This is a genomic window from Candidatus Nitrososphaera sp. 86-2, from assembly GCF_056726185.1.
This window is the reverse complement of the sequence record NZ_JBWZON010000001.1, coordinates 1,064,920-1,079,001: the sequence shown is the minus strand read 5'-3', so window position 1 is coordinate 1,079,001 and position 14,082 is coordinate 1,064,920. Positions and strand designations below refer to the sequence as shown.

Annotated in this window: 18 protein-coding genes; 8 read left to right on the top strand and 10 right to left on the bottom strand. The window is 50.4% G+C overall.

The window, feature by feature from the left end:
- Position 1 precedes the first annotated feature (1 nt).
- Positions 2-1,717: a succinate dehydrogenase/fumarate reductase flavoprotein subunit gene (locus ACYOR7_RS06555; protein ID WP_479913451.1), complete on the bottom strand. Its 1,716-nt coding sequence runs from the start codon at positions 1,715-1,717 to the stop codon at positions 2-4.
- Positions 1,718-1,935: 218 nt separating this feature from the next.
- On the opposite strand from ACYOR7_RS06555, the gene ACYOR7_RS06550 reads away from it, so the two are divergent.
- Positions 1,936-2,322, top strand: coding sequence for a hypothetical protein (locus tag ACYOR7_RS06550; RefSeq protein ID WP_294807436.1), 387 nt, complete (start codon positions 1,936-1,938; stop codon positions 2,320-2,322).
- 42 nt (positions 2,323-2,364) lie between these two features.
- Entirely contained in the window at positions 2,365-2,724 is a 360-nt protein-coding gene (locus ACYOR7_RS06545) for a hypothetical protein (RefSeq protein ID WP_294807439.1), read from the top strand.
- 712 nt (positions 2,725-3,436) lie between these two features.
- Here the strand turns inward: ACYOR7_RS06545 and ACYOR7_RS06540 are convergent.
- Together ACYOR7_RS06540 and ACYOR7_RS06535 are read right to left on the bottom strand one after the other, a co-directional pair.
- The gene (locus tag ACYOR7_RS06540; protein ID WP_479913450.1) at positions 3,437-3,763 is read right to left on the bottom strand and encodes a winged helix-turn-helix domain-containing protein; all 327 of its coding nucleotides are present in this window, start codon (positions 3,761-3,763) and stop codon (positions 3,437-3,439) included.
- Between the two features lie 288 nt (positions 3,764-4,051).
- Positions 4,052-4,375, bottom strand: coding sequence for a hypothetical protein (locus ACYOR7_RS06535; protein ID WP_479913449.1), 324 nt, complete (start codon positions 4,373-4,375; stop codon positions 4,052-4,054).
- Between the two features lie 387 nt (positions 4,376-4,762).
- On the opposite strand from ACYOR7_RS06535, the gene ACYOR7_RS06530 reads away from it, so the two are divergent.
- Positions 4,763-5,020, top strand: coding sequence for a hypothetical protein (locus ACYOR7_RS06530; protein WP_479913448.1), 258 nt, complete (start codon positions 4,763-4,765; stop codon positions 5,018-5,020).
- Here the strand turns inward: ACYOR7_RS06530 and hisS are convergent.
- Complete coding sequence (hisS, locus tag ACYOR7_RS06525) at positions 5,017-6,285, bottom strand: histidine--tRNA ligase (protein ID WP_479914454.1); 1,269 nt, start codon at positions 6,283-6,285, stop codon at positions 5,017-5,019. The genes ACYOR7_RS06530 and hisS overlap by 4 nt on opposite strands.
- Before the next feature lie 78 nt (positions 6,286-6,363).
- On the opposite strand from hisS, the gene ACYOR7_RS06520 reads away from it, so the two are divergent.
- Positions 6,364-6,795 carry an archease gene (locus ACYOR7_RS06520; RefSeq protein ID WP_294807444.1) on the top strand — a complete coding sequence of 144 codons (432 nt, stop codon included), beginning with the start codon at positions 6,364-6,366 and terminating at the stop codon, positions 6,793-6,795.
- A 16-nt stretch (positions 6,796-6,811) separates the two neighbouring features.
- Here the strand turns inward: ACYOR7_RS06520 and ACYOR7_RS06515 are convergent, their stop codons facing one another.
- Positions 6,812-7,321, bottom strand: coding sequence for an Hsp20/alpha crystallin family protein (locus tag ACYOR7_RS06515; protein ID WP_294807445.1), 510 nt, complete (start codon positions 7,319-7,321; stop codon positions 6,812-6,814).
- Between the two features lie 363 nt (positions 7,322-7,684).
- Between ACYOR7_RS06515 and ACYOR7_RS06510 the strand changes: the two genes are divergently transcribed.
- The 3 genes from ACYOR7_RS06510 to dps all read left to right on the top strand — a co-directional run bounded on the left by ACYOR7_RS06510 (position 7,685) and on the right by dps (position 10,269).
- Positions 7,685-8,407: a hypothetical protein gene (locus ACYOR7_RS06510; RefSeq protein ID WP_479913447.1), complete on the top strand. Its 723-nt coding sequence runs from the start codon at positions 7,685-7,687 to the stop codon at positions 8,405-8,407.
- Positions 8,408-8,514: 107 nt separating this feature from the next.
- Entirely contained in the window at positions 8,515-9,402 is an 888-nt protein-coding gene (locus ACYOR7_RS06505) for a DUF6414 family protein (RefSeq protein WP_479913446.1), read from the top strand.
- A 261-nt stretch (positions 9,403-9,663) separates the two neighbouring features.
- Complete coding sequence (dps, locus tag ACYOR7_RS06500) at positions 9,664-10,269, top strand: DNA protection during starvation protein (protein ID WP_479913445.1); 606 nt, start codon at positions 9,664-9,666, stop codon at positions 10,267-10,269.
- Here the strand turns inward: dps and ACYOR7_RS06495 are convergent.
- From ACYOR7_RS06495 to ACYOR7_RS06475, 5 genes are all read right to left on the bottom strand, one after another.
- Positions 10,247-10,981: an MIP/aquaporin family protein gene (locus ACYOR7_RS06495; RefSeq protein ID WP_479913444.1), complete on the bottom strand. Its 735-nt coding sequence runs from the start codon at positions 10,979-10,981 to the stop codon at positions 10,247-10,249. The two genes, dps and ACYOR7_RS06495, sit on opposite strands and share 23 nt — an antisense overlap.
- 110 nt (positions 10,982-11,091) lie before the next feature.
- Positions 11,092-12,117: a flap endonuclease-1 gene (gene fen / locus ACYOR7_RS06490; RefSeq protein WP_479913443.1), complete on the bottom strand. Its 1,026-nt coding sequence runs from the start codon at positions 12,115-12,117 to the stop codon at positions 11,092-11,094.
- 31 nt (positions 12,118-12,148) lie between these two features.
- Positions 12,149-12,892 carry an ATP-binding protein gene (locus ACYOR7_RS06485; RefSeq protein ID WP_479913442.1) on the bottom strand — a complete coding sequence of 248 codons (744 nt, stop codon included), beginning with the start codon at positions 12,890-12,892 and terminating at the stop codon, positions 12,149-12,151.
- A gap of 86 nt (positions 12,893-12,978) precedes the next feature.
- A complete protein-coding gene (locus tag ACYOR7_RS06480) occupies positions 12,979-13,299 on the bottom strand; it encodes a hypothetical protein (protein WP_479913441.1) in 321 nt (106 codons plus the stop codon).
- 9 nt (positions 13,300-13,308) lie between these two features.
- Positions 13,309-13,620: a hypothetical protein gene (locus tag ACYOR7_RS06475; protein WP_294807924.1), complete on the bottom strand. Its 312-nt coding sequence runs from the start codon at positions 13,618-13,620 to the stop codon at positions 13,309-13,311.
- Positions 13,621-13,818: 198 nt separating this feature from the next.
- Between ACYOR7_RS06475 and ACYOR7_RS06470 the strand changes: the two genes are divergently transcribed.
- On the top strand, positions 13,819-14,040 hold the full coding sequence (locus ACYOR7_RS06470) for a hypothetical protein (RefSeq protein WP_294807921.1): 222 nt from the start codon (positions 13,819-13,821) through the stop codon (positions 14,038-14,040).
- Positions 14,041-14,082 lie beyond the last annotated feature (42 nt).

Genomic DNA, 14,082 nt, shown 5'->3' with positions numbered 1-14,082 from the left:
ATCAATATTTCCTCTCCACTGGAGCATAGCGCGTAAAGGTCACCGGATGCCAGACCATCCTGGGGGAGCCATCCGGTGTATGGTAAGCAAGAGTGTGGTTTAAGAAGTTGGTGTCGTCGCGGTTTGGATAGTCGGTCCTAGAATGCGCCCCGCGGGATTCCTTGCGGTTTAGCGCTCCCATAAGCACCACTTCTGCGGTGCGGAGCATGGAGTCTGTCTCCATGACGTTTACGAAATTCGTGTTGTATTCCTTGGCCTTGTCATCAACATGCTTCCACATTGCCGCTTTCAACTCGCGCACCTTTTTCAGCGCGGACGACAGCCCTTCCTCGTTCCTAAAGACATAAGCCTTGTCGTCCATCGTGTCGGTCATCTCTTTTCTAACCTGGTACGGGTTTACGCTTCCAGAGCCCCTGAACAGGCCGTCGTAGATGCGCTTTTCCTCGTCTGCGACCTGTGCCTGCGAAATATCTGACGATTTTGACTTGCGGGCTCCCGCATACTGCGCGGCAAGCTCGCCGGTTATCCTGCCCCACACTATGCACTCTGAAGTGGAATTGGCGCCGAGCCGGTTGGCGCCGTGCGTGCTGTTGCATGCTGCCTCGCCAGCGGTCCATAATCCGGGCAGTTCAGTCGCGCCGTCGATGTTGGCGTGGATGCCTCCCATCATGTAGTGGCACACCGGCCTCACTTCGATGGGCTCGTCGATGATGTCGACGCCGGAGAATTTTATCCCTATCTCGCGTATGCCTGCAAGCACCTCCTTGATTCGCTCGCCGCCGAGGTGCGTCAAATCAAGTTTCAGGCAGTCAAAGCCTGTCTCGTGCTTGAAGCCCCTGCCTTCCTGTATCTCCCTTATCATGGAACGCGACACCACGTCGCGGGGAGCCAGCTCCATCTTGCCGGGCGCGTACTTGCTCATGAACCGCTCGCCCTTGTTGTTTATCAGATAGCCGCCCTCGCCCCTCGCCCCTTCGGTGATTAGTATGCCGGACGGCATGATGCCTGTCGGGTGGAACTGGACGAACTCCATGTCCTTCATGGCAAGGCCGGCGCGAAACGCCATGTCGATGCCATCTGGAGTCGACGAAAACGCGTAGGTGGAAAAACTGTATATTCTGCCTGCTCCGCCGGTGCATATTATGCCCGCCGGCGCCTTGAAGATTGTGAAGGTGCCGGTCTTGATTTCAATGGCCGTTATTCCCTGAAAAGCTGAGTCACGCAGTATAGACGTGCAGAACCACTCGTTGTAAAAGTGGATGTTGTCGTGCTTTAGGCACGTGTCGTACAGCGTCTGCATCTCGTAAAAGCCGACCTTGTCCTGAGCAAAGGTCGCCCTGGGAAAAGAGTATCCTCCGAACTTGCGCTGTGCAATCCTGCCGTCCTTGCGCCTCGACCATGGCATCCCCCAGTGGTCCAGCTGGTACACTTCAAACGGCATGTTGCGCACGAGACGCTCTGCCACGTCCTGGTCCGCAAGAAAGTCGCTTCCCTTTACTGTGTCGTACACGTGGGATTCCTGGTTGTCGCCTTCCTCCTCGTACAGCACGGCCGCAGTTCCGCCCTCTGCGGAAACAGAGTGGGAGCGCATGACCTGCACCTTGGAGATGACTCCGATGCTCAGGCTCTTGTCCGTGGCTGCCGCAGCAATCGCCGCACGAAGGCCGGCAAGACCCGAGCCGATTATGAGGATATCGTGAGATATGGTGTCAACCAAATTCCGGACAGTCCCTTCTACCGGGATTTACATTCTCTTAAATATCTTTGTGACTATGTTTCGGTGGGCAGTAGTAAGCAGCGGCGTTTATTCTAACGAGCAGGAATGCGTCGACAGCTGACTATTTGGGCGAATATGCCGTTTTCGCTGCATATATGAGCAATCATATACCATCCTGAAGCGGCGTTAATAGGCGACCCTTACGTACAGGACTAGTATTGGGCAGGGCCTACTTTGACATCTTTGTCTCGGCACTGGTGATGTTCTTTTTCGCCGGCTACCTGAACATACACGCAGACATCATCGGCCTGCACCAGCAGCCAATACCCGTCACAAAGGAGGTCGAGGAGTTCTGGGATCTCTTTACTTGGGCGGTGTTTGGCGTTCTTGCCCTCGACATTTACCTGAAGTACAGAAAGGTGCGCGACCTGAGACTGTTTGTCAAAAAACACTGGCTGGACATACTGATGCTGTGCATGATGCCTCTCTTTGCTGGCTTTAAGGCGGCCAACTTCTCCATAAAGCTGGTCAAGGGGCTAAAGATGGCCAAGTCCGGGTTCAAGGCCGCGCATGGCGCAAAAAAGATGGGCAAGGCGAAAAGCTGACCACAATCCTTATTATTTAAGACAGCCGAACCTCTCTTGCCCATGTTCGAGGACTGGATAAGCGCTCCAGCAATCGCCCTTGCGGTGACCTATTCGTGGCTCGCGCACAACCTCGGCGAGCCTTTTGCGGCATTTGCTAAAGACTTTCAGTTTGCCGCGATATGCACGGTGGCAGTCATATTCATCATTGCAAGCATGTTCATAATGCTCCGGCAGGCAAAGAAGCTGCCGAAATCGTATATGGTGGAGATAGTCGACGTCTACGGGGAAAAGGTGTCAATAGATGGCGTCCGACAAACCTTCAAAACGTACGACGCGGCGGAAAGCTATGCGCGCATGTACAGAAAGAACTTTACCCAGTACCGCTTCAAGGTAGTGGGCAGCCAAAAGGTTAATGCCTGAAGCAGCCTGCCGTCATTTCGACGATCATGGATCTCGGCCAGTTCCTGACCAACAAGGAAAACCCAAGGTGTTCCTTGTGCCTAATCTGCCCAGATTTGAAATATTTGTGATGTTGTTTGCTTGATGCCACACTCTCCTAACTGACGTTGTATTCAAGTTGACTCGCCTCGGTATGTGGCTTCTTCCGATGTGAACTATGAGTCCGTACTCTTCTTCCGCATTCTGGGCAGTAAAGAATTCCCAACGGCCTCCTTTTTGCACATGAAGAACAATACGTGTATTTGGAGTAAATCGGATTACCCGTGAATCTCCACTCCCCCTCAAATTGCCTTCAAACATTCAACCATTTATCTAATGTAGTTGAATGCCTCTCGAAATTAGTACCAGATTGGGAATTTCTAAGAAGAGATGGCGAATTACATCTTGCATAGTCTTCAATAACGCAAATCTGAAAAACATCCTCGTGCTCGCTTATGGCATAGCAAGAATGCAGGGTGCACGAGACTTTTATGACTTCAGGTGATCAGGGGAGCCGAGGTTGAGCTTGACGGGAGTTTCAATTATCATGTCGCGGGGACTCTGCGCAGCCTGTCACCGTTGTTACTGATGCTACCTAGAACTTGCTATATCTGCAGACAGGACAAAATTTCTCAATTAAACGAGCCGGAGCCTCACTAAATCCTCATCTATCGCTGTCTCTCCAGAGTGTCAGCTAATTCCTAATTGGACTGTCATTTACGCCTATAATAGGAGCGGTATCTTGTCTTGAGCATTTGTTGGTCCTCTCACGCAGGATGATGTGCCAAATTTGTTCATAACTGGTTAGAAACAGCATTCCTTTTTCCGTAGTATAGTAGTAAAGTCTTTTCTCCGACCTGCGTTGTCCTATCATTTCTGTTTCGATGAGCATTTCCAGATATCCGTTTAGTTGCTCCATTGATGTGCGAGATTCATACATTATTCTGGTTTTCAGCTGACCATTTTGAGTCGCTTTAAGAATGGCTGCAGTTTTGTCCCAGTTGCTCCTGTTCTTCATCATGTGAGGCTAGCACCTTGCTTCGGCCATGAGGCGCTCAATTCTTTGGCAAAGTTCTTCGACTTGGCTATGTGATAGATTTAGCCTCTTTATCGCATTCACATTGACTCCTGAAGCTTGAAGTCTGTCGTATATTTGATCAATTGGTGCTTCCATTTGCATTGCGCATTTAGCGCACTTTATGACATATAAATGCACATTTAATGCATTATATGGCGTCTTGAATCATGAATACGTTAATTGTCGGTATCTTTCTCCACTTGAGCATAGAAACATAAATGTCGTTGCCGCCTAAGCATTGCTAACTGCTTTGATGTATTTTGCAAAATCTCCTGACCTTGAATAGGTGGCATAATTATCAAGGTCAAGCTCTGATTGTACCTTTTCGCAGGTGTCTGCAAGAAACTTTTCACCTAGCGGTCCAATCAATCCAATGAAAGCTCGCTCGAAAACTGCAGGCTGTTCTATTATCGCTATCCTGATATCTATTTTATTGTTCAAATAATTCTGAGTGATTTTTTTCGTTAGCATATCATATACACTCCAACCAAAAATTTCCTTTAGATTCGCCAAGATAGCATCCGCTATGGCTTCTTGCCGAGGCTTTAATACCATAATTTTGTCTCCCTATACCGAGCATATCCTGCTCTATTTAACGTTTTTTGGACATTTCTCATCCATGACAGACCTCTCCTATCGCCCTAAAACGTGCAAGAATTGGAAACGTGAAGAGCGACTTCACTAGTCCATTTCCTTTCTATTTCATTGACAAGCTCTGGGATTTGCCATCTATCCTCCCATCCCGAACTTCGCTATGGCCTGCTGGCTTGACTTTTATCATTTCGGAGTAGCAGCTACACTCCTTAAACGCCTTCAAGATCGCATCAGCTTGTGGGCGTGTCATCGCAGTAATTCGATAACATGCAAACTGGAAACGTTAATAGTTGAAGCCTTCGTGCTCCGAGTGGTAGTCAATCAAGCATGTTAGACCTCTCGCAGTATTTGACAAATACCTTAAACCCAAAGGTGTTCCTTGCGCCAAACACGTCAGACTCGGAAGTGGTGGAAAAGGCAAAAAAACTGCTGATGGAAAACGGTCTGCGCGAAGATCTTATCCAGGTCAATTATGACATGCAGCAACTCGACATCGGCGACCTTAATGTGAGTTACGACCCGCCGGACCTTGTCGTCCGGGCAGTGTACGACAAAAAGCCAAGCGGCATAGTAAAGATGAAGAGCGTGGCGATGATAAAGCTCTAGAGCATCCTTGAAACTGCTTCTATGATACTTGGAATATCCTGCTTGGTTTCAGAGCCGTCCTTTAACGACTTTATAGTCGCCTTGTTTTCTGCAAGCTCTGCCGGCGCGACGATTATTGCCACCGCAGCGCCTTTTGTGGATGCGTCTTCCAGCTGCTTGCGCAGCGCCCTTCCGAGCATGTCATAGTCGGTAGCAATGCCTGCGTTCCTCAACATAGACGCGATTTCAAGCGCCTTTCTCTTGGAATCATCAGTTGCGTACGCGACGTACGCAAGTGGCTTTGTAACTGCTGCTTGCGCGTTGTGCTTTTGCAGCGCAAGGACGATGCGCTCTATTCCTCCTGCCGCGCCGGTCGCGCCGATGTCCTTTCTCCCAAACGCGTCCGTGAGCCTGTCGTACCTGCCGCCGCCCACCAGCGCGCCCCCCTCGCCGGAGGCGTCAAACACCTCAAAGACGATGCCCGAGTAATAGTCAAGGCCCCTGACGATGCCAAGGTTTATCGCGGCATTTGCCACGCCCCTTGAAGCAAGCGAGTCCATCAGGCCGGACAGTTTCTGCCACGCCTGCAAGCCCTTCACGTCTGCTTTTGCCATGACTTCGTTTGCCGTTCCCGTCACCTTTGAAAAGTCGATGAGCGACTGCAGTTTTGCCGGCTCTATTTTGTCCTTGTATTCTGCAAGCACGCCCTGCGCGCCCTTTTTGGGCACCTTGTCGACTGCTCGAAACATTTCAAGCACCTTTTCTTCCTCCGTGATGCCGAGCACTTTTCTAATGTACTCCTCCACCAGCTGCCTGTCGTTTACCTGGATGGAAACTGCCAGTCCAAGTTTCTTGAAAAACACCGACACAAACTCAATCACCTCCGCGTCGGACTCTTGCGAAAACGGCCCGTACATTTCAATGTCCCACTGGTGGAAATACCTGTAGCGCCCCGCCTGTGGCTCGTCATAGCGCCATACGCCGGCAAATGCCGCTATTTTCGCCGGCATTTTCAGGTCGCGCCTTGCGACGACGTGGCGCGTCAGGCCAATCGTCAGGTCAAAGCGCAAGGCAACATCGCGTTCACCCTTGTCCTTGAACGCGTAAATTTCATTGGAAATGGAAGCTCCGCTCTTTGCCTCCAGCGTGGCGAGCATCTCAAGTGGCGAGGGCTCCATCATGCGAAAGTTGAACAGCCGCGCGGTTTCAAAGAACTTTTCCCGGACAAAGTTGATGCCTGCAAGGTCGTTGCTTTCAATGTCCCTCATGCCGCGGGGAAGTTCCATCTTCACACCAGTAGCACGAGGCTGTTGGCATTTAGATTTTGCGTTAGGTTGTTATAACAAATTGCCAGAATAAGCGTGATGGCAGGCGGCTACCGGTTCCTCGACCACATGACCGACGCCGTGATAGAGGCGTACGGAAGCACCTTGGAGGAGGCGTTCGTACAGGGTGCGCGCGGGCTCGTGGACACGATGGTGGATCTTGCCACCGTGCAACCCATTACGGAAGTAAAGATAGAGGCAGAGGGCCACGACCTTGAATCACTATTGTTTGACTGGCTCGACAAGGTCATGCTGTTGCTGGTGGCAGACAGCATAGCCATGTCGGAATTCTCAGTAAAGATGCGGAAATTAGGCGACAATAATTATTCGCTGGACGGGACTGCCAAGGGAGAAAAGATAGACCTTGCCCGGCATCACTACAAGGTAGAGATAAAGGCGATAACGTACCACGAGATGCTCGTCCGACAGGAACAAGGCCGGGTGACTATACGTTTCCTGATGGACCTCTGAAAGAAAAAAAGAGAGGTTACTTCACATCTACCTTGGTCTCATCCTCGCCTCTTGTCGGGACTTTTTTCGGCAGTTCGAGTTTCAGTATGCCGCTTTCCACTTTTGCATTGACTTTGGAAGGAATTATTTCTTCAGGGACCGGGACGTTTCTGTAGAACGATCTGTACAGCCTTTCGGTGTAGAGGTAGCGCTTGCCCTTTTCCTCCGTCTTTTCAGAGTGTTTGCCGGATACCTCGACAGAGTACCTTGTCGCCTTGACGTCAATCTTTTCCTTCTCTATGCCAGGCACTTCTACCTGCAGCTCGTACCTGTCGCCCTTGTCTATCAGGTCGTACAGCGCCATCCTCATGTCCCTCGCCTCAAATAGCGATGGCATGTCCGGCCAGTTCATCGTTGCCAGCGGCCAGGGTCTCATCATGCGTTCCATGTCGCGCCTAAAGTTGTCAAACATGCTTTCAAACCTCCTTGGCGCAATGGCTGTGTTTTCATCGTCTCTTTTCGACTCCTTGCCTTCTTTGGAGCTCATACACTCATTACGCTGTCAAATTATTTGAGAGCTTTGACTACCGTACAATACAGATCAAAATTTCAGTTGATATCTCTGCAAGCTCGAAATCGGCCTAGATGCTAACAAAAGTCACGGCTCCTGTTATTATCAGGATGGCAGACTAGAACAGAGAACTGGCGTGAGGGACACACACGCGCAACCTGAAGAAAAAACAGAGTCTGAGAACAGAAGGAGGCAGAGTGGCGGCTATGTATAGATAAATCTGGAAAGCATAATCGCTGCAATAATCCGCAGATTATAAAAGAATTAACTAGAAAAATCATTAATTCTGCATACGTCTTACCTTGTTTCTATTATACAATAAATAATGCATAAGAAAATATGCACGACAATCGAAACGGTACGAAAAAGTCACTGACAGTAGGGGTGGCAGTGGCTTTTGTGGCAACGGCAGTTGTTTTTGGCCTGGTCGCGGTAGTCGCGCCCTTGGCTCACCTGCAATCTGCACAAGCGCAAAGCAATCAAACCAACGACAACAGCACTGCGATGACCAACAGTACGATGACTAACAGTACGCAAAACAGTACCAACTCTACAACAACAATGACTGCGCCACCAAATAGCAACAACACTTCTTCGGCGCCGACTGCAAACGGCAATGCAACAGCAACAACACCGTCAGAACCTACTGCAGCAAAACCGCAAGGAAGGATGTTCGTAGCACAAAAGACAGGGATTTCTGCGCCCGACCCGCTTCCGGGGCATTCAATGCACCAGCTGGTAATGGTAGTGCCTCCGAGGGCAGATGGCAAGATATGGGACGGAGATGTGAGCTGGACTTCTTCACAGCCAGTCGAAGTTGTCATACTCCACATGTACAACAGCACTGGAGTTGATGACAAACATGGCGAGCCCCTTAATGCGGCGCTCCCCGACGGCAGCGGAAACAAAGTCGCAATAACTCTCTACAAGGACCCAAGTGACACACCTGCTCCAAGCGGCTCTACCCACTTTACAGGCACGGCACTTGCTTTCCACACGCTGGATGGAAAGCCGTTTACTGTGACCTATTCGGTCAAGGCTGTCGCATACATACCACAATGATGGAGAGCGAGTCTGGCGACTCCTCTCTTTCTTTTTTTGACTTGATCTAGATTCATGATTTGCAAAAGGTAGCATTCAAATATTCTATAACAATTGCCAGTAATTACTTGAGCAAACAGTCGCTCATGATTCCGATATATCTTGATACCAATACCCTATTGGACCTACTTGCATCGATTGATGGCGGGTTCAGCGTAGTTGAGAAAGTAAGCAGTAGGTCGTCGGAGTCCAAGAGTACAACAATTGAAGGAGCGGGCGAATTTGGAATATCTAGCGTGCTCAGCATTTTTAGGTTGGATCTCAAGGGTTCGGCGGCACAATCAAAAGGAGATGAAGGCTCAGAGGAGCATCATACAGAACGATATCATACCTATGGTTCGCTATTGAATCGCCTCCGATCAAATCTCGTAGAAGGAGGCTTGCTCAAGGAAATCGAGGATGCAAATTCATGGCAAAATATTGAAGTCTCGGATTTCATAGAAACACGCGGTAGATTTGTACCAAATACACTAAGTGATTCTTTGCAAAAGCTTGTGAGTTTGTTGGATCTTCTTACCAAAGTTAAATTCAATCAGAATACTCAAACAAGTACTGCTGGGGTTCCTCAAGATTTTCAACAACTACGTGATACATTTGAGACAATTGGAAAAATGACAGAAAACGGTAACTTTCAAACCTATGTAGTTGAATTGACAAAATTATCGAACTCTAAGATTGTAATGTCTCTTTTCTCAGAGTACCTGAGAGATAGAGCCGGCCGAGAACTTCCTTATGGGGAGTTCGAGGTTTTGGGAAAAGTCGTGAGAAAGATAGATTCGGGACCTTCAATAGATCTTCTTAAAGGCTCAGTCTTTTCAGCAGTTACAGACAATGTCCTTGCGCCGCTTTTGGACGCGCTGAAAGGGGCAGGGAAATTTGGAATAAAACTGCCTGATATTGAAACAAAAATTTCTCCACCTATCTTGGAAATCATTCCAATTGCAGTCTACATTTAGCCGTAACTCGACATTACACAATCGACTGAACACTAATTTACGCGCTTTTTTGTCTTAACATGGCTATAGCTGCATCTGCAAGGTAAGATTGATCAATTCTCAATATTTTTGAACGTCTCCTAAAAAAGCAGTACAAGTTTGTGCGTAAACAGGGAGATCCCTTTTTTACTCCTTATCCCTGAGCTCTTTACGAATTGGCAAGATATCAAACCTTATTAGATCCTGCGCGCCCGCCCTGTCACAAGTGACACGTGACAAAAGATGAGCGAAGACAACCACCACAACAATAATGACAAGATAAACGTAGTAGGGATAAACGTGCTGAAGCAGAACGGGGCAAACGTGGACGAGATAGTCAGGCTATTGGTGTACAACTCGTCAGTCGAGTTCACCGCGTACTATTATTTCACGAACCTGCGCGCGCACTGCACCGGGCTTGACGGCGAGGGGCTAAAGGGCGTCATCGAAGACGCGCGCCTTGAAGACCTGAGCCATTTCGAGTCGTGCATCCAGCGCATCTACGAGCTGGGCGGAACGCTGCCAAACGATGCGATGGAATTCGTAAGGATGTCCGGATGCGAGTTCCTGCAGCTGCCAACGCCGACCACGAACATACAAGAAATCCTGAAAAAGTGTCTTGCAGCCGAGCAGGGCGCAATCGTCAATTGGAACAAGCTGTGCAACCTAACAATCGGCAAGGACCCTGCCACCTACGAGATTGCAAAAGACATCCTAAAAGAAGAGATAGAGCACGAGGCTTGGTTCCTCGAGCTAATCTACGGCAGGCCGTCGGGCCACATGCGCCGGAAATACGCCGGCGAGCGGCCGCACACGCAAAAGCACTCTAGAGCGCTTTCTCAGCTCTAGGCGCTTCCGTTTCTTCTTTTTCTGCCTTTTTCACGAATATGTAGTTCATGATAAAGGCTGCGATGAGCGCGCCGACAATCGGCCCTGCCCAGTAGATCCAGTGAAAGTCCCAGTGGCCTGATACAAGCGCCGGCCCAAAAGTCCTTGCCGGGTTCATGCTTGCGCCTGTCAGCGGAACGCCTACCAGGTGGAGCAGAAATATCATGCCGCCGATTGCAATGCCTGCAAAGCCTGCTGCCGCCTTTTTGTGCACCGCTACCATGAATATCGTGGTCAGCAAAAAGAAGGTCAGTATCGCTTCTACGGCAAAGCCGGAAGCCGCGCTATTGTTGAGGAACTGGCTCGGACCGCCCTGTACGCCATAGTTGACCTGACTTGCGTACGTTGGGATTATCGCGGCAAGCGTCGCAGAAGCGGCAATTGCGCCGATGAGCTGGAACGCGATGTAGGCACCTCCGTCCTTGACGTTTATCCTGCGCGTCGCCATCATCGCTATCGTGACTGCCGGGTTGATATGCGTGCCTGATACATGGCCAAAGACATACACCATCAGGCCGATGACCGCGCCGTGCGCAAACGATATTATCAAAAGCGCTTCGGGGCCCATGCTGAGGCCAAACATCGCTATCGCTATAGTGATTGCAAGCGGTCCAAAGAAGACCAGCGCATAAGTTCCAATGGCTTCTGCAAGCCATGCTCTCGGGTTTACCACGGCTCCATAGCTTTTCGCGTGTCTATATAAAAGCATCGACCTTTACCTGATCTTGTTAGGGAATTTCGTCACTGCAAGAAAAGCTGTGCATCTATGTCATGCGCAGTAGGTTAACCAAACCACTTTTCAAGCGACTGGCTCCTGCTGTCCTGCGCCTTTTGCAGTCTGTCAAGCGTGCCGGCCACTCGGTCGGTCGAAAAACTCTTTTGCACGCACAGAAAATCCAGCACCTTTTCGCGGTTGACCTCTCCAAACCTGACGTCGTCAGCCTTTGGCACCTCCGGCTTTAGGAATATGTCGCGTATTTCCTGGTACGGGATTTCAGCAAGCTGGCTCTTTATCTTGCCGACGTTTTCCAGCCTGCCGTTTTCCTTTATCAGTTTTATCGCAGTCTTGGGTCCTATCCCGGAAAAGCCGCCCGGGTTAAAGTCGGTGCCAATGAGTATGCCCACGTCCACCAACTGCTCGTGCGAAAGGCCAGTCTCTTTCAGGACGTTGTCGTGCTCTATCATCTCTGGCTCGACGTCAATGTACGCGCTCTTGCCGGGAACCTTGCGCCTCCCAGACGCGGCAAGGTTGCGCACCAGTTTTTTTGCGCCAAACAATATCGAATCATAGTCCTGACTTGCAGACGCGTGCGCCACGCCCATCTTGGTCAAATGAGCGGCAGCCGCTTCGCCGTCGGCAGGCGCCTGCACGTACGGTATGCCAAGCGCAGTCAACAGCATTTTCGACTCTTCCACCATGCTGTCCGTCAGGACGGACGTGCGCTTGCCGTATTTCACCGCATCTTCCATCCTGCCTTCTTCAAGCGCGTGGTTGTACTGCGCGACTGCCTCCTGCTTTAACTTGTACCTGCGCTCTATCTCCTGCGCCTTTAGCTCGTGCATCTTGCCGTCAAAGACGTACACCGGCTTTACGTTTTCCGAAAGCAGGTTGACGTTTCTGTAAAATAGGCCGCTGAGGTGGCTCGTCACCTCCCCGCGCCCGTTCATGAGAAGCTCGCCTGTGGGCCCGCGGATGGTGGAGAGAAATTGGTATATCGTGTTAAAGGCGTCGATGGCGACTACCTTGCCTGACAATTCTGCAAGTTTTATCGGAACTGCGCTTATGAGCGGCTTTAGGTCAAGCCCCATTAGGGTTTCTAGCGCACGAAATTATAAGAATTTACTGCTTTTTGTAGTTGCGCATCGTCTGGGCTATCCACTCGACATCCTCCTTGTTCTTTGCAAGGCGGCCCAGTTTTACGCAGTCGCGTATGTCTTTGGATTTCAGTTTGTTCCACACCGCGTCCGCCGTGGCGGCCGCGACGTCGGGCGCGACTCCTTCCCGGGCAAGAAGGTGAGTGCAGATTTCGGTGAAACTGCCGAGGGAGTACTGCTTGAAGTGGAGCACTATGAACCTTGACAGCAATGGAGTCAACATGCGCTCGGTGCCGTTGCTTGTCGCAAACACCCACGTTTTCAGCTGCGTGTTGCGCGTTTTCTGGAACTTTGTCTCCGCCACGATGCCTGTCTCCATGAGGCTCAAAAGCGCGGTCTGGTCCTTCATGGGCATGTGCTCTATCTCGTCGACGATGAGGTAGCGGGGCCTCTTTTCGAACAAATAGTCTATCATGCCTGACTTGGTGCTGTGGCTTCCAAGCGTGAAATACGAGCGCTCTAGCTTCATGCACTCCAGCATGAAAAGCGTCTTGGCTGACGCCGGCGGGCCAACGAGCAGTATGTGCACCGGCTTGTCAGATGAAAGCGACATCTGGAACAAGCGCTTCACGTCGTCATAGCCGACGATGCTGTCAAAAACAACGGCTGTATCTTGCTTTTGCTGCTGTTGTTGCTGTTCTGCTGCCTTCTCTACTCTGTGTTCTGAAAATTCCTCTTCGCTGACGCCGACAGGAAGGTCTTCGGACACTCGGATGAGTTCGGCAAAATCGGTATTAGCCGTGCCTGCTAAAGTTAGGTGCCTGCCTGCTCTAAATTTCTAGACCCGAGTAGTGATTAAGCTGCTGCAAACGAGCGGATTGCGGCAAGCACGCTTTCGCTCAGTTTCACCGTGTACGCCGCCGCGTCGTCCGATGACATTTTCGACAACTCCTCCAAAAACTGCGCCTTGTCCTTGCCTCGCTCGTACATGCCACCTGACTCTTTGATGCACAGTGGGAACTTTTGCATCTTTATCCCGCTTGCGTTCAGGTGCTGGATGAACTTGCGGTACGCGCCAGTGTCGTACCAATCGCGTTTTGTCTCTTCACAGTACGCTATCCAGATGTCTATGGTGTTCTGAAAGAACGCTTTGTTGCGCAGTAGTTCAAGCGACATTTCCTGTATCTAAAAGTCGGCCCTTCTCATCTTGGAGCCGCAGCGAGGGCACGCACCGCCCTTGAACTTGTGCCCGCAGGCGATGCAGACATAGTTGATTCCACCGCCGCCTCCGAGCATCCCTCCAAAGCCTCCGCCCTGGCCTCCCATGCCCATGCGGGCCATCTGGCGCCTGCGGATGAAATACGACATGGCGAGAAACACGCCGATTATCGGGATTATGGTCAGCCATCCTAGGTATGGGCCCAGCAGGAAATTGAGTGCGATGCTGATGCCAAGTGACACCATTATCCACATCATCGTCTGGGCCATCCAGTTCATAAGTCATGGATACTTGAACTGTTTCTTTTATTAAGTTTTCCGAGCCTGCATCTGGTAACTTTTCACTAGATGTAACGCGCTGCGGCAAGACGCGACTTGCTACCCGATGAATAGTAATAGTAGTCGCAATAGGATGCAAGTTGCTTCCGGGGCTGGCAACAGAGCTTAAAAACATGGCCATGTAACTCTACTACTGGAATGCAAAAGGCGCAGCCGTCTATTTTTCTACTGTGCGAAACGTGCCGCTGGTGCGTCACGTACACGGACAAGTCGAGAGCGGGCGACAGGTGCGTCACTTGCTCTGGTTCTACCCTTTCCAGCTTTCCGATAATGCCTGACGAGGCGTTCACCTTCAGCTATGATGAAAAGCGCGGGGTGGAACTGGACTTTTTCAGGCGCAAAAATAACGGCGTCTCCTAAGTAATACATATGCTCTATCTGACGGTCAGGATGCGTATTGAA

Excerpts from the sequence above, each read along its gene's own strand:
- ACYOR7_RS06545 (WP_294807439.1), top strand. The coding sequence starts at position 2,365 with ATGTTCGAGGACTGGATAAGCGCTCCAGCAATCGCCCTTGCGGTGACC.
- ACYOR7_RS06540 (WP_479913450.1), bottom strand. The coding sequence starts at position 3,763 with ATGATGAAGAACAGGAGCAACTGGGACAAAACTGCAGCCATTCTTAAA.
- ACYOR7_RS06535 (WP_479913449.1), bottom strand. The coding sequence starts at position 4,375 with ATGGTATTAAAGCCTCGGCAAGAAGCCATAGCGGATGCTATCTTGGCG.
- hisS (WP_479914454.1), bottom strand. The coding sequence starts at position 6,285 with ATGGAACTTCCCCGCGGCATGAGGGACATTGAAAGCAACGACCTTGCA.
- ACYOR7_RS06520 (WP_294807444.1), top strand. The coding sequence starts at position 6,364 with ATGGCAGGCGGCTACCGGTTCCTCGACCACATGACCGACGCCGTGATA.
- ACYOR7_RS06515 (WP_294807445.1), bottom strand. The coding sequence starts at position 7,321 with ATGAGCTCCAAAGAAGGCAAGGAGTCGAAAAGAGACGATGAAAACACA.
- ACYOR7_RS06510 (WP_479913447.1), top strand. The coding sequence starts at position 7,685 with ATGCACGACAATCGAAACGGTACGAAAAAGTCACTGACAGTAGGGGTG.
- dps (WP_479913445.1), top strand. The coding sequence starts at position 9,664 with ATGAGCGAAGACAACCACCACAACAATAATGACAAGATAAACGTAGTA.
- fen (WP_479913443.1), bottom strand. The coding sequence starts at position 12,117 with ATGGGGCTTGACCTAAAGCCGCTCATAAGCGCAGTTCCGATAAAACTT.
- ACYOR7_RS06480 (WP_479913441.1), bottom strand. The coding sequence starts at position 13,299 with ATGTCGCTTGAACTACTGCGCAACAAAGCGTTCTTTCAGAACACCATA.
- ACYOR7_RS06475 (WP_294807924.1), bottom strand. The coding sequence starts at position 13,620 with ATGAACTGGATGGCCCAGACGATGATGTGGATAATGGTGTCACTTGGC.
- ACYOR7_RS06470 (WP_294807921.1), top strand. The coding sequence starts at position 13,819 with ATGCAAAAGGCGCAGCCGTCTATTTTTCTACTGTGCGAAACGTGCCGC.